This is a genomic window from Chryseobacterium sp. ON_d1, assembly GCF_006829085.1.
In the GTDB taxonomy this organism is placed as follows: Bacteria; Bacteroidota; Bacteroidia; order Flavobacteriales; family Weeksellaceae; genus Chryseobacterium.
Map to the genome: position 1 here is coordinate 48,121 of NZ_BJTC01000007.1, position 15,797 is coordinate 63,917.

The window sequence follows — 15,797 nt, forward strand, 5'->3', positions numbered from 1 at the left end:
GTACGCCGTTTCTTCAACATGGTGGAAGAGTCTGTGAAAAAAGCGACAGAACGTTTCGTTTTCGAACCGAATACAGCTAATACATGGGTTCGCGTGCAGACAATGATTGAAAATTTCCTTAACCAGCAGTGGCAGGATGGAGCTTTGGCAGGAAGCAAGCCTGAAGAAGCATATTATGTAAGTGTAGGATTAAACAAAACAATGTCTGCCCAGGATATTCTGGAAGGAAGAATGATCATTGAGATCGGTATGGCTGCTGTACGTCCTGCTGAATTTATTGTGTTACGTTTTTCTCACAAACTACAGGAAGCTTAGAAAAATTTAAAGTAAATAACAAAAAAATATAAAATAATTATGAGTACATATCCATTAGTAAAGTTTGCCTTTGAAGTAGATTGGGGGGGAACAAAAGTAGGTTTTCAGGAAGTATCGGGCTTAAATATTGAAGCTGGTCTTATTGAATACAGACATGGCGCGAGTCCGGATTTCAGCAAAATCAAAATGCCGGGCCTGAGGGTTTTCAACAACATCACTTTAAAGAGAGGAACTTTCAAACAAGATAACGAGTTTTTCGAATGGTTCCAGTCGATTCAGCTGAATACGGTGGAAAGAAGATCTATTACGATTTCTCTTCTGGATGAAAACGGAGAGCCTGCCGTAACCTGGAAAGTGAAAAATGCGTTTCCGCTTAAATTGCAGTCAACAGATTTGAAAGCTGAAGGTAACGAGGTTGCTATTGAAACCCTGGAACTTGCACACGAAGGATTAACTATTGAAAATAACTAATTATTAATTTAAAAATTTAAAAAAATGAATTACAAAACACCTGGAGTCTACGTAGAGGAACTGGCAAAATTTCCACCATCTGTAGCACAAGTAGAAACGGCTATTCCAGCTTTTATCGGATATACTGAAAAAGGGCCAAAAAATGAACCGACAAGAATCTCTTCTTTGTTGGAATACGAAACGCTTTTCGGAGGAGCAAAAAATGAAAGCTTCACATTTACTGTAGTTGAAGCAACAACAACTCCGCCTATTAAGCCTAGAACTGTTACGGCGAATTTGACACCTAGCCCTTTCAAAATGTACTATGCTTTGCAAATGTACTTTGCAAACGGTGGCGGACCTTGTTATATTGTTTCTGTAGCAGCAGACTATCCATCCACAGGAGTGAAATTAGCTGATTTGACAGCAGGTCTTAAGACTCTGGAAAAAGAAGATGAGCCGACTCTTATTGTTTTCCCTGATGCTGAAGGATTAGCTTCAGAAAATGATGCTTATCAATTGTATAATTTAGCTTTAGATCAGGCAGAAGATTTGAAAGACAGATTTGTTATTATGGACGTTCTTGGAAATGTTTCTGCATTCAGAACTGCAGGTCCTAGTTCTGGTCCAAGCGGTGAGCGTCTAAAATATGGAGCTGCTTATTATCCAAAATTAGAAACTGTTTTAACTTATGGATATGATTCAAAAGTTGTTGAGGTTTCGGGTGAAACTTTAGAGTATTGGAAAACTAAAGATTCAGAATTGTACAACCTGGCCAAGGCTGCAATCGAGTCTAAAAAAGTAGTAATGGCTCCATCATCTTCAATGGCAGGAGTTTACGCCAAAGTAGACAGCACTTCAGGAGTATTTAAAGCACCGGCTAATATTGGACTTAATTATGTGGTAGCACCTACCGTTAAAATTTCTCATGAAGATCAGGAAAATCTTAACGTAGATGCAACAGCCGGGAAATCCATCAATGCGATCAGAACGTTCACAGGAAAAGGAACATTGGTTTGGGGAGCAAGAACACTGGATGGAAACAGCAACGAATGGAGATATGTTTCGGTACGCCGTTTCTTCAACATGGTGGAAGAGTCTGTGAAAAAAGCGACAGAACGTTTCGTTTTCGAACCGAATACAGCTAATACATGGGTTCGCGTGCAGACAATGATTGAAAATTTCCTTAACCAGCAGTGGCAGGATGGAGCTTTGGCAGGAAGCAAGCCTGAAGAAGCATATTATGTAAGTGTAGGATTAAACAAAACAATGTCTGCCCAGGATATTCTGGAAGGAAGAATGATCGTTGAGATCGGTATGGCTGCTGTACGTCCTGCTGAATTTATTGTGTTACGTTTTTCTCACAAACTACAGGAAGCTTAGAAAAATTTAAAGTAAATAACAAAAAAATATAAAATAATTATGAGTACATATCCATTAGTAAAGTTTGCCTTTGAAGTAGATTGGGGGGGAACAAAAGTAGGTTTTCAGGAAGTATCGGGTTTAAATATTGAAGCTGGTCTTATTGAATACAGACATGGCGCGAGTCCGGATTTCAGCAAAATCAAAATGCCGGGCTTGAGGGTTTTCAACAACATCACTTTAAAGAGAGGAACTTTCAAACAAGATAACGAGTTTTTCGAATGGTTCCAGTCGATTCAGCTGAATACGGTGGAAAGAAGATCTATTACGATTTCTCTTCTGGATGAAAACGGAGAGCCTGCCGTAACCTGGAAAGTGAAAAATGCGTTTCCGCTTAAATTGCAGTCAACAGATTTGAAAGCTGAAGGTAACGAGGTTGCTATTGAAACTCTGGAACTTGCACACGAAGGATTAACTATTGAAAATAACTAATCATGGCTCTTTTATATCCTCCAACCAGTTTCTCTTTTATTGTTAACGGGATTTCAACAACAGAGGGTATTGACTCCAGATTTCAGTCTGTATCTGGTTTATCAACAGAAATTGCAACTGAAGAATATGCCGAAGGAGGCGAAAACAGATTTCTTCATCAGCTTCCTTTGAGGCCAAAATATCCGAATTTAGTTCTTAAACGCGGATTAATTGTAAGTTCCGGACTGATAAGCTGGTGCAGAAACGCTATGGAAAACTTCGAGTTTGAACCCAGGGATCTCCTGGTGACCCTTTCCGGAGGGCTGCAGTCTACAGCACCTTTAATGGTTTGGAACGTAGTCGGAGCATATCCCGTAAAATGGGAAGTATCGGAATTCAACGCAGAAGAAAGCAAACTTGCTATTGAAACAATAGAGCTGAAATACAGATATTTCACAATACCCTCATCGTTAGCAAGCTTAGGCTTGTAATTTCTAAATTAAATCTAAGCACCTGAAAGTGTTTTAGTCTAAAGATAACTTTTAGCAAAATAATTTTTTCATATAAAAAACAACAGATTGGTCTATCACAAGGCTGAACAGACTCTTCATGTGCTTGGATTTTTTTAAATAAATATTTTAAATCATTGGTTGTTAGTGTTTTGAATATTAATGATCGATTAAAAACAAACGAAATGCCAATAGAAATAAAAGAGCTTCACATTAAAATCAATGTGGACGAGAAAACAGCAACGACCACTTCTGCAGCTTCTGTAGATGAAGCACAAATTATGCGGGCAGTCAGCGAAAGTGTAGAACAGGCAGTAAAGATAGAACAACGTAAAAAAGAAAGATAATGGGAGGAGAAATAAAAAAAATAACAATAGGAACCTATGAAGATTCTACATACGGAAGAAGGATTAGCAGTAGTGCTTTTGTGGCTCTCATTAATCCCACAGGTTTTTCTTTTACACGTAAAAATGAATATAATACGAAACTGGAACCTGGAGCAAGTGAAGCTGATCCCAAATATATCAATGCATCTCCTCAATCCCTACAATTGGAATTTTTATTTGATGGTACAGGAGTTACAAAGGCCAACCCAGGTAATAAACTTATAAATAAGATAAAGGAAGGTTTAGGAAAAAGAAACCCTTTCAGCAAAAAAGCGGTAGAAGATCAGTTGGCAGAATTTTATGTAGCTACTGGAAATTATAATGGGTCTATTCATAAACCATATAATGTTATCATTATTTGGGGTGAATTTGAATTCAAAGGCGTTCTGACTGAATTTACAATAGACTATAAATTGTTTAATAATGATGGAACCCCTCTCAGAGCCATAGGAAAAGCAACATTTGCAGGAGCTGTTAGTAAAGAACTTGCAGCAAGAACTGTAAAAACCTCTTCTCCGGATCTTACCCATAAAAGAACAGTACAGGATGGAGATACATTACCATTGATGACGGAAAGAATTTATGGAGACTCCAAATATTACCTTGAAGTAGCCAGAATCAATGGCCTTATCAGTTTCAGACAGTTAACACCAGGACAGGAGCTATTCTTTCCGCCATTAGAAAAAACATCATAACATGAACAATAGCGGATACATACAAACAGCAAAAAACCCGGATCTTATCACCTATAAGGTAATGTCCGGAGGTTCAGAATTGCCCGGCAGGTATGGTGTGAAAAGCATTGTCGTGGAAAAAGAGGTAAACAGAATTCCTTATGCCCACATTGTTATTTTAGACGGAAGTGTACCGGAACAGGATTTTAAGCTAAGTAACGAAGACCTGCTGATTCCCGGAAAAGAAATTGAAATTACCGCAGGATACCATTCCAAAGAAGAAACCATTTTTAAAGGGGTTGTGGTAAAGCATAACATCAAAATCAGGAATGGAGATTCTTACCTGATTGTTGAATGCAGAGATAAGGCTGTAAAAATGACCTTAGGAAGAAACAGCAAATATTTCTACGACAGTAAAGACAGTGATATCATAGAAGAACTGATAAGTAATAACGGTGCTGCTGCCGATGTAGAAGCAACAGCTAATACCCACAAGGAACTGATACAGTACCGGGCTTCTGACTGGGATTTTATGCTGACCAGAGCGCAGGCCAACGGTAAGCTTTGTTTTGTTGAAGATGGAACCATCAAAGTTGCCAAACCTGATTTTAGTGGGGAAACTGTAGAAACAGTGGTTTATGGATCATCTGTACACGAATTTGACGGAGAAATTGATGCAAGGGATCAGTTCAATAAAATTACAGCCAAAACATGGAGCTACACAGATCAGGAACTGACAGAAGTAGAAGCGCAGGACCCGGCCATCCGTCTCAATGGAAATCTTTCATCAGGTGATCTGGCAGGTGTCTTTGGTATTGAAGATCTGCAGCTGAAGCATGGCGGGAATCTTACTCAGGATGAACTTCAGGAATGGGGAGATGCCAAAGCTACTTTTCAGCAGTTGGCAAAAACCAGAGGAAGAGTGAAATTTCAGGGAATTCCCTCTGTAAAGCCAGGGGTTACATTAACACTGCAGGGAGTAGGCAACCGGTTTAACGGAAAAATATACGTAACAGGTGTCCGCCATGAAATTGCTGATGGAAACTGGCTGGTTGATGCTCAGTTCGGACTTTCGCCAACATGGTTTTCTGAAACCTATGATGTAAATGAAATGCCTGGTTCGGGAATTATTCCTGCCATAAGCGGACTGCAGGTAGGGGTAGTATTACAGCTGGAATCTGATCCGGATGGAGAAGATAGAATCCTGGTACAGATACCTATCATTAATAATGAAGAGGAAGGAATCTGGTCACGAATAGCAACCCTTGATGCAGGTGAAAACAGAGGCTCATTTTTCAGACCGGAAATCGGAGACGAGGTCATCATCGGATTCATTAATGACGATCCCAATGACGCCGTAGTGCTGGGAATGTTAAACAGCAGTGCAAAGCCGGCTCCCATAGTAGCTTCTGATGATAACAATGAAAAAGGATTTGTAACTCGAAGCGAAATGAAAATGATCTTTAATGATGAAAAAATCTCTTATACCCTTGAAACACCAAAAGGTAAAAAAGTGATTGTAGATGAAGATGCCGATGTCATTAAAATACAGGATGAGCATTCTAATACATTAACTCTTAATAAAGATGGTATTAGCATGGAAAGTGGAAAAGACATCAAAATCAAGGCAAAAGGTGATATCAGCATGGAAGGAACCAATATCAGCGTAAAAGCGAGTGCCCAGCTAAAAGCAGAAGGAAGTTCAGGTTCTGAACTTAAATCAGGCGCAGTAACAGTCGTAAAAGGATCTCAAGTTAAAATCAATTAAATCATGAAACCGGCAGCAAGAATTACAGATATGCATACATGCCCTATGGTGACGGGAAATGTTCCCCATGTAGGAGGTCCTATAATCCCGGCAGGCGAGCCTACAGTGCTCATCGGCGGGATGCCCGCAGCAAGGGTTGGTGACAAAGCAGTATGTACAGGGCCGATAGATACTGTCGCATCGGGATCTTCAAGTGTTTTGATAGGCGGGAAACCCGCTGCAAGAATGGGAGATTCTACCGCCCATGGAGGAGTAATAACCGCGGGTGAGGCCACTGTCCTGATAGGAGGATAAAGAAGAATAGACTGATATGAATCATCATCTGCTCTATCAATATTATCCGGCCAAATTAAAATGTTAAACATCCATAACAAAGAGTTGAAACAACTGAATTCTATGTTACAGATGCAGGATGTTACAATTAAATATAAACCAATAACGTATGAAAATAAATACAGATTTTTTAGGAATAGGCTGGAGCTTCCCGCCTGAGTTTAATGAGGCTGAAGGAAAGCTGGCCATGACCACCGATGTGGAAGACATCAATAACAGCCTTATTATTTTGTTGTCAACACGTCCGGGAGAACGTGTCATGTTCCCGAACTATGGATGTGACCTGCAGGAAATGCTTTTTAAACCTCTGGATTTAACACTGATCACCCAAATGAAAGGGATCATTGAGCGGGCCATTTTATATCATGAACCCAGGATAAACATTCTGAATATTGATATTGATACTCAGGATGAACTTCAGGGTGAAGTTCTGATCCAAATTGACTACGAAGTAAGAAATACTAATACAAGAAGCAATATTGTTTTTCCTTTTTATAAAGGGGAAGCTACTGAAATATAATGAATTACGGGATGTCTGTAGCCATTTTGAATACTACCAAACATTACATGAAGTATTGCATCTGACCATAGAAAGATAAATATAAACAAATGAAAAAAACAGATACATTTTCACATTATCGTGAAGGAAAATCACAAATGCAGCGCTTTTTAGCAGAACTAGATCCTGGTAATCTTGAATTACACGATTTCGATCTGTTTGACTGGCTATTGTTCGCAAACAATTTTGCTCAGCGTGTAAACTATTTTGAAAAAGATGATAATACAACACCAAAAGGAAATTGGGGAAACTTCTTCCTGGGTGATGATACCAATGCCATCCCACGCAGGGAAAGCGTTGAGTATAAAAGTATGAAAAAACAGGTTACAGATCTGATGTCCCAGTTTGAACAGGACAGTAATCTGACTCCGCACCTGACATTATTTGTCTGCTTTTTAAAACTATTGGATTTCTCAAAAAAAGCTTTTAATAATCTGACAAAAAGACATTTGGATTTCTATTATAACGAGATCCTTCAGATTCAAAAAAATGAAGCTAAAGCAGATAAAGCCTACGTCATTTTTGAATTGGCAAAAAAAGCGCTTCAGGAAAGAATTCCAGGTGGTACATTGCTGGATGGAGGGAAAGATGCGAATGGAAAGAAGAGAGTTTACAAAACAGGCGAAGAGCTTATCGCTAATCAGGCAAAAGTGGTTCAGATAAAAAGCTTTTTAAACGATGTTGAAAAAAGAGAGCTGAAGATGGCTCCGGTAGCCAACTCTGCTGACGGTCTTGGAGATACATTGCCAGAAGAAAGCAGCTACTGGTGGCCGTTCGGATATAATTCTGATGAAACCGTTTCGGAGAAATCTGCCTATAAAAAGCTTCCGACAGCTAAACTGGGCTTTTCCATTGCATCATCTTTATTTGATTTGAAAGAAGGGGAACGAACGGTCACACTCCGAATAGATTTCGATAAAAATTCAACGCAAAAATTACAGAATATTTCAAAAGCGGATATTGCAAATAATATCAAAGTGCTTTGCAGTGGGGAAAAGGAATGGCTTTCAGGTATTGTTTTAAAATGCACCAATAATGAGGAAGATCAGTTGGAACTTTCTTTTACATTATCCAAAGATTTTCCTGCCGTTGTACAATATAACCAAGAAGTGCTGTCAGAAACATTCCAGACCAGTTATCCGGTGGTAAGGCTGATGATCGAAGGAAAGAAATACTACGATATCTACGAGGCACTTTCAGAAAAACTGGTGAAAAATATAGCCGTAACTGTTGATGTAAAAGGGATAAAGTCAGTTCAGATAGAAAATGACAACAATACTTTAAATTCAGAAAAGCCATATTATCCATTCACTGCACAGCCCGTTAAAGGATCTAATTTTTATATCAAATGTCCTGAAATGTTCTCCAAAAAATGGAAAGAGGCAGACATTACGATCAACTGGAAGAATACCCCCAATTCCATACAGGAATTATACAGCGGATATGTCATTAAGCCTAATCAGAATATTAGTTTAAAAGAGTTCGAAGCTTCTGAAAACCCATCTGTTGTAAGAGGTGATGATTACTTTAAAGCAGATACTGCACTCCTGGAAAAAGAAGTATGGTACAATAAAGCCCAGGATATTGACTTATTTAAAAAAGTAGACGGTGTTTATAAAACCCGGTTTTCTGTTAATAATTTAAGTAATGAATCGGGCACCAGTGAGGCGATCAGGTTGACGCTGAAACAGTCTGCACTGCAGGATGTATATCCTAAATTATATACATTGGCATTATCCAGTAATCCGACAGCTAAAAAGCTCATTCCCAACGAGCCTTATATCCCTTTTGCAGAAGATATAGAACTGAACTACAGAGCAAGTGAATCTATATACTCATACCTAAATGAAGAATCCATAGGTGAAGCGTCTAAAAACAACGGAGTACAGCTGTATCATGAAGATGCATTTGGGCAGTATGAAAAAGAGACTGACACCAGAAGCATTGTCCCTGTACATAAGGGCGGGGGTGAATTATACATCGGGCTGGAAGCAACGCCGGAAACCACTGTTTCACTACTGATCCAGATGTTGGAAGGAAGTGAAAATCCTTTGGTTGAGACCTTCGGGGAAAAAGAATTTATAGAATGGCACATCCTTTCAGATAATACATGGAGGAGCCTTTCGAATCATATGCTGAAAAATGAAACCAGAAAGTTTCTGGAATCAGGAATTGTAAAATTCAAAATTTCTAAAGATATCAGCAACAGCCATACCATGCTTCCTGATGGATTAATCTGGATCAGAGCCCAATCTCAAAGAAGTTATGATGCCGTATGTAAAATACAGGGAATATATACCCAGGCTGTTTTAGCTACATTCCAGAATCAGGACAATGATCTGGATCATCTGAATAACGGATTGAAAGCTAAAACAATCTCCAAACTGATCACGAGAGTTCCTCAGGTGAAATCGGTTAGCCAGCCTTACAATTCATTCGATGGCAAATATAAAGAAGCGGATGTAGAATTTTACAGACGTGTGAGTGAACGGCTGAGACATAAACACAGAGCCATCACACAATGGGATTACGAACAGTTGGTATTACAGGAATTTCCGGAAGTCTTTAAGGTAAAATGTTTAAACCATACTTCTGAATCTTCATATATGGCTCCCGGCCATGTCACTCTGATGGTGGTACCGAATATTAAAAATAAAAATGCCTTTGATATCTATCAGCCTAGAGTTAGCAGAGCCAGTCTGAATAAAATTCAGAATTATGTCAATGAATTAAATACCATGCATGTAAAAGCTCAGGTGGTGAACCCCAATTACAAAGAAGCAAAAGTAGATACGAAAGTTAAGTTTTTTCAGCAGTATGACGAAACATTCTATATCAAACAATTAGATGAAGATATTAAAAAATATATATCCCCCTGGGCATTTACAGACTCTAAAGATATTGACTTTAATGTGGAGCTGAATATTAATCATTTAATCAACTACCTGGAACAGCTGTATTATGTGGATTACATCGATGAAGTCAAAATTTTGGTGAATGATGTAATACAGAGAAAGTCATTAATCGAAGTGGATCCAAAATCAATTTTGGTCTCTGCCAAGCAGCACAAGATAACTATTACGGAACAAGTATGTATTTAATAATAAACAGAAGAAAACATCATCATGTCAGAAAATAAACATATCAGTATATCAAAAAATATAGAAACCGGGGATCAGACCGATTTTCATTTTCTACGCAGAACAGGTATTGAATACATAGAAAAATTAGGAGGAAAACTCTGGACCGATTATAATTCTCATGATCCCGGTATTACCACTTTGGAAGTTTTAAGCTATGCCATCACGGATCTTGGTATGAGAATGAACCTGGATATGGAAGACATCCTGACCTCTAAAGATGCCGATAAAGACATTCATACACAGTTTTTAAAAGCCACGGAGATTTTACCTTCAAGACCTTTAAACGAGCTTGACTATAGAAAGCTGTTTATAGACATTCATATGGAGGGGGGCCATCAACGTCCTGTACGCAATTGCTGGTTAGTTCCTAAAACTGAAACATTGTATGTAGACTGTAAAACCGGAAAATTAGACTTTAAACCTGTTGGAGATAAAACACAGAGCTTTAATGTAAAAGGATTATACGATCTTTATGTAGATTATGCCGAAGATATTGATGCCGAAGACAGCGGATGCGATAAATCTAATGTCAACATTAAGATATTAGACCGCTATCACGCCAATAGAAGTCTTTGTGAAGATTTAGCCGAGATTAAAGAAGTTGAAACCCAGAAGGTGGCTGTATGTGCCCGTATCGGACTTGTAAACAAGGCTGATGAAGAACTGGTGCATGCCAAAGTAATAAGAGCGGTGAATAACTATTTATCTCCTGAGGTTTATTTTTACTCGCTGAAGCAAATGCTTGAAAAAGGACTGACTACAGATCAGATCTTTGATGGTCCACTTTTAGATAACGGTTTTATTGATACCGAAGAACTTAGAAACAGCCAGTTAAGAACAGAAGTCCGTCTTTCTGATATCATCAGTGAAATCATGAAAATTGACGGAGTGAAGGAAATTCATGATATTTCTATAGCAGGTTGTGATAATGTGATCAGGCAAACCAACGACTGGGTGATCTGTATTGAAAAAGGCAGAAAACCTGAATTGTGTGAGCTAAGTTCATTCAGCTACAGCAAAGGTGCGCTCCCTTTAAATATCAATGACAAAAAAGTAAAGGATTACCTTGAAACTCTTAAAAGAGAAGAGGAAATCCTGAGAGAGGATGCAAAACAGAATAAAGAACTGTCCTTACCGCAGGGAACATCATACGATATAGGAAACTATGCTACTATTTTAAATGAATTTCCGGATACCTACGGAGTAGGAGTATCAGGAATTATAGGACATCAGACTCCTGATAGAGAAGCTCTGGCCAAACAGCTGAAAGCGTATTTGCTGTTTTTTGATCAGATCCTTGCCAGCTATTTCAAACACCTTGAAAAAGTAAAAGAAGTACTGAGCGTGAATGGTCATTTAAAAAGAACCTTTTTTACACAGGCACTCAAAAATATTAAAGGCTTTGATGAATTGGTTTCCGATTATAATACGGAAAATGATGATCAGCTTACAGATTCATTATATGAAGAACTGGACAATAGTGTAGAACGCCGAAATGAGGTTTTAGACCATTTGATCTCCCGTTTTGCAGAAACATTCAGTGATTATACTTTCGTAATGAAATCACTGTATGGTAAATCTACTGATGAAATTGTCCTGAGTAACAAGGAAAATTTCCTGAAAGAGTATATCTCTCTGAGTAAAGACAGAGGATTAGGTTACAATTATACCTTAATTGGAGATTCAGATATCTGGAATACCACAAACATTTCCGGGGTGCAGAAAAGAATTGCCCGTCTTCTGGGTATTAAAAACTATACTCAGCGAAACTTATCCCAATCACCGGTGTCCATTATTGAGACAGTAGACGGAAATGGTAAAAAAAACTATACATGGAAAATAAAAGATAAGGATGGTAATATTGTCTTATCATCTGTCAATACCTATACAACTGAACATATTGCAATCAAAAACCTGAATGAGGCCATTTATCAGACCATTCAGATTGATCAGGAAGATCTTGATAACGCATTAAAGGGGCCTATTGAGCATAACCGGTTAATCGGAAATATAATCATTCGCATTTCATTGGGAGGTAACTATTATTTTGAGATTGTAGATGATCCTGAAAAGAAAAATGTAATTGCGACTCATAAAAAAACAAACCCTTACACGAAACCGGAGGATTTGATAGAAGGAATTAAAATCACAGTGAATTATTTTAAATATGATTTTACAGAAGAGGGTATTTTCCTGGTTGAGCACCTATTACTGAAGCCAACTACCAAAGATTATAAACAGATGGGTGGAATTGGCTGTATGTCCATAGGAGGTACCTTCAAAGTGATGTATGACATTGAAGAAAGAGCGCCTTCAGAAGATCCTATAAAATATTCGGAAGCTTTCATGTCTTCCTGCGAAGAAGATTGTGAAACAGATGTTTTTGATCCTTATTCTTACAGGGTAAGCGTTGTTCTTCCGGGATTTGCCTATCGTTTCCAGGATCCTGATTTCAGACGCTATGCTGAAACAGTGATCAGACAGGAAATTCCAGCCCATATTTTAGCCAAAATTTGCTGGGTTGGGGATCGGTTGAGCGAAAAACAAACTGCTCAGGGAGACCTTGCTGAATTTGAAGCTGCTTTTAAAAAATATCTGTCAGATAAATCAAGAAACAATATTGTGAATCTGGGAAACAGCATTACAGATCTATTGACTGCTCTTGCCCACTTAAATAATATTTATAGACCGGGAAGGCTTCTGGACTGTGCGGCGGATGATAATGATGATCTGGATGGAAAAATCATATTAGGACAATCAAACTTATCAAAAATCAAAAAATAATGAATACTAAATTAGACAAGGTAACAACCCAATATAGAAAGTTCAACGACAATCAGGCGTTAACAGAAGGGCAATTAAACGAATTTATCGACTATTTTGAAGATCAGGACAGATTATCAAGAACCCGTCTGAACGGGGTGGGAATCGTGTGCGGCTTCCAGTCAGAATACATAGAGCTGGAATTGCAGCCTCAGGCTTCAATGGAAAAAACAACTGAACTTGGGAGAGATTTGATTGAAATTCCCTTCGATACTATTGCAATTACACAAGGAGCCGGAGTTACTACAGATGGAGACTTAATCACACTGCGTCAGACAGCAAATACCTCAGAGGCAGTCATAGACTTCCCTGTTAAAAATTACAGATATTACAGAAATTATGTTGATACCCTGGGGTATAAGCATTTTCATATCGGGGGACAGCAGATCCCTCTTTTAGAACTGTTTACAACTCAGGAGTATAATCAATTGGTAGCCGGAGGAGCTAATGCCGGGGATTTTAAACAGATAAAAGATATCCGCAGTTCATTAAATAATAAAATTGTCATTCTGTATTTAGAAAGTTATTCTAATGATGAAAGTCCATGTCAGGATGCTGATTGTGATAATAACGGAGCAGAACAGGTATCTGATCTTAAAGTACTTCTGGCAGATTCGGAGTCTGTTTCACAGCTTATTACGAAAGGCGATGCAAAAGATATTATCTATAAACAGCATAATGCCTATGAAAGGCTTTTTGACAGTTTACCAAATATTGAGACTAAGAGAGTTATTCTGGATACTCTTGTTAAATCAGCATCACAATTAAAAGCAAAATTTCAGGGTGCTATCAGTACTGTTGCTGAATTAAGCGAAGGTTTTACTTCTATTGCAGGAGCTTTTAATGTCAGTGTTAATCTGGGAGGGCAGACATTGTTTAATAAATTGAATGCTATACTTTCTACTACTTCACCGAATTTAGAAGATTATCAGTACCGGTATGATTTATTGAAGGATTTGATTGATACTTACAATGAAATAAAAGGATTGATCCTGCATCTGGATGTTGAATGCTGTCCGGATATCACTTCATTCCCTAAGCACCTGATGTTAGGCCCTGTCGGAGCAAAGATGGAATTAGGGCAGTCTGTCCCTTTACGTCATAGCTTTTATAATTCACCGGTAACGACCAATGACGATGAGAATTACGAAAGAGTTGTAATGCTTGCCAATCGTTTTGTGCAGAAAGTTAATGGATTCCAGTCCTATATCGGGCGTATTAAAATTACACCTTCAAACCAGAATGTGAGATTGGGAAATAAGGCTATACCATATTATTATAATGTAGATAAGCCTTTATTGGCTCAATGGAACTTTGAAAAAACAAAAACCGACAGAGAAACCTATAATTTAAGTTATCATACCGCCAATCTGGCAGGAGATGATTTTGTTCAGAATCCATTGAACTATAACATCGATAACAATGATTTCTATAGAATTGAAGGTCACATCGGGATGCCTTATAAAACAGCCTTACAAAACATCAATGACCTTAAGACCCAATACGGATTAGCTTTTGATGTCATTGCACTGGTTTTACGTAAAGATGAAAAACCTGGTAGCGAAACGCCAGTCAGAGAAAAAACAGTATCCATAGAAGAACTTAGAAAGCAGCTGGTGTCTATTTCCAGCGATGTCAGCAACCGGGCGGTTAATTCACAAAATACTTTGCTTAATATTTCTAAACTGGATGATCAGTTAAGATTGCTGAACCAGGCTGAATTTTCAAAAGAAGGATCATCAGAAGGGATTACCGTTGTAAAGCAGGACCCTAAAAAAGAAGTGGTCAGCGAACTTTTAAGTGAATTTGTAGAACGGAAATCAGGACTTGAGCATAGAGCTGGTGTAGAACCAGGCGGAACTTTTGCTTTGCTCTATGATTCGGAAACAAATAATCAGGTTCTTGCAGATTTCTCATTACCTTATTTGTGCTGTTCTAAAAAAGATCCGGTATTTTTAGCGTTACCAGACAGTAAACTATGCCAAAGTGATGCCCCAATGGCTATTACAATTGTTCCGCTGGATGGACAGGTAAAAGCATTTGTAAACGGCACTACCCAAATACCAGCCATTAAACAGTCCGGAGGCCAAAGCTTCTTTGATCCTGGTTTGGTCAATGCAGCTTATTTAGGGCAGACCATTACCTTTACGGTTAATGATGACCCTGTGGAGACACAATTGATTGTGTATGAACAGCCAAGTGCATCTGTCGCGATAGGAAATATAACGTATGGGGTAGATACATCAGATCCGGATGCAACAGTTAATTTCCAGGTTAGTACTTCAAATAACAGTGCAGGACTTACCTACACATGGAATTTTGGGGACGGAACACCTCCGTTGTCATTAAGTACTTTACCTGCTAATGGAATTGTTCAGCATACCTATGATCTTATTGCCGGGCAGGAAGATGTCTTTAACCCTACACTTACTGTGACCAATAAAAACGGTTGTAGTAAAACAATTGCTGTAGGTCCTGTAAAGCTGAAAGGTCAAATGACCGTTGCATGTTTAGACGGGATGAGAATTGTGATTCAGTACAGAGCAGGAATAGATCCTGGTCATGATTGTAATAATGCGAGTTTCAACTTAAAAGGAAATGGTACTCTGATATTAGGTAAAATACCATACAACGATCCAAGAGGAATCATCAAAGGGAATGTTCATTTAAGTAATACAGGAGGATCTCAGGATGCAAGAAATATTGCTCCTTTAAGTGGTTCCAGCAGATATAATGAGATTATCATTACCAAAGATGAGGCTCAGGCAATAGCACAGCAGTCACCTGATGGTTTTGTGAAATTCTCCCTTGAATGCGCACTAACCAATTGTCATACCGGGGTTGCTTATACTCAGATATTCCTGGCCAATGCCGCAACACCTATTTATTCAGGTTATCCAAATGGTAATTTCTTAGAAATAAATCCTTGTACAGGTGTAACAAAATAAGAATTCTGATAAGGAGAGATGTGTTTAATAACTTCATAGACAGTTTGCTGTCTATG

Annotated in this window: 13 protein-coding genes; all 13 read left to right on the forward strand. The window is 38.4% G+C overall.

Annotated features, from left to right (window positions below; genetic code table 11):
• Window positions 1-315 (forward strand): phage tail sheath C-terminal domain-containing protein (locus CRS_RS12215; RefSeq protein WP_142724494.1); only part of this gene is annotated, 315 nt, incomplete at its 5' end.
• Window positions 316-354: 39 nt separating this feature from the next.
• Window positions 355-786: a phage tail protein gene (locus CRS_RS12220; protein ID WP_142724321.1), complete on the forward strand. Its 432-nt coding sequence runs from the start codon at window positions 355-357 to the stop codon at window positions 784-786.
• Between the two features lie 24 nt (window positions 787-810).
• Window positions 811-2,148, forward strand: coding sequence for a phage tail sheath C-terminal domain-containing protein (locus CRS_RS12225; RefSeq protein ID WP_142724322.1), 1,338 nt, complete (start codon window positions 811-813; stop codon window positions 2,146-2,148).
• A 39-nt stretch (window positions 2,149-2,187) separates the two neighbouring features.
• Complete coding sequence (locus CRS_RS12230; RefSeq protein WP_142724321.1) at window positions 2,188-2,619, forward strand: phage tail protein; 432 nt, start codon at window positions 2,188-2,190, stop codon at window positions 2,617-2,619.
• A 2-nt stretch (window positions 2,620-2,621) separates the two neighbouring features.
• Window positions 2,622-3,089 (forward strand): phage tail protein, encoded by a 468-nt coding sequence (locus CRS_RS12235; protein WP_142724323.1) that lies wholly within the window; start codon window positions 2,622-2,624, stop codon window positions 3,087-3,089.
• A gap of 203 nt (window positions 3,090-3,292) precedes the next feature.
• Window positions 3,293-3,454: a DUF5908 family protein gene (locus CRS_RS24430; protein WP_172617057.1), complete on the forward strand. Its 162-nt coding sequence runs from the start codon at window positions 3,293-3,295 to the stop codon at window positions 3,452-3,454.
• The gene (locus tag CRS_RS12240) at window positions 3,454-4,188 is read left to right on the forward strand and encodes a LysM peptidoglycan-binding domain-containing protein (RefSeq protein ID WP_142724324.1); all 735 of its coding nucleotides are present in this window, start codon (window positions 3,454-3,456) and stop codon (window positions 4,186-4,188) included. The genes CRS_RS24430 and CRS_RS12240 overlap by 1 nt, the downstream gene beginning before the upstream one ends.
• A gap of 1 nt (window position 4,189) precedes the next feature.
• Window positions 4,190-5,935, forward strand: a complete 1,746-nt coding sequence (gene vgrG / locus CRS_RS12245; RefSeq protein WP_142724325.1) for a type VI secretion system tip protein VgrG — start codon at window positions 4,190-4,192, stop codon at window positions 5,933-5,935.
• 3 nt (window positions 5,936-5,938) lie between these two features.
• Window positions 5,939-6,229, forward strand: coding sequence for a PAAR domain-containing protein (locus CRS_RS12250; RefSeq protein WP_228451240.1), 291 nt, complete (start codon window positions 5,939-5,941; stop codon window positions 6,227-6,229).
• A 148-nt stretch (window positions 6,230-6,377) separates the two neighbouring features.
• Entirely contained in the window at window positions 6,378-6,788 is a 411-nt protein-coding gene (locus CRS_RS12255; RefSeq protein ID WP_142724326.1) for a GPW/gp25 family protein, read from the forward strand.
• A gap of 89 nt (window positions 6,789-6,877) precedes the next feature.
• The gene (locus CRS_RS12260) at window positions 6,878-9,928 is read left to right on the forward strand and encodes a baseplate J/gp47 family protein (protein WP_142724327.1); all 3,051 of its coding nucleotides are present in this window, start codon (window positions 6,878-6,880) and stop codon (window positions 9,926-9,928) included.
• 24 nt (window positions 9,929-9,952) lie between these two features.
• Window positions 9,953-12,754 carry a hypothetical protein gene (locus CRS_RS12265; RefSeq protein WP_142724328.1) on the forward strand — a complete coding sequence of 934 codons (2,802 nt, stop codon included), beginning with the start codon at window positions 9,953-9,955 and terminating at the stop codon, window positions 12,752-12,754.
• Window positions 12,754-15,741: a PKD domain-containing protein gene (locus CRS_RS12270; RefSeq protein ID WP_142724329.1), complete on the forward strand. Its 2,988-nt coding sequence runs from the start codon at window positions 12,754-12,756 to the stop codon at window positions 15,739-15,741. Before CRS_RS12265 ends, CRS_RS12270 begins: the two co-directional genes overlap by 1 nt.
• Window positions 15,742-15,797 lie beyond the last annotated feature (56 nt).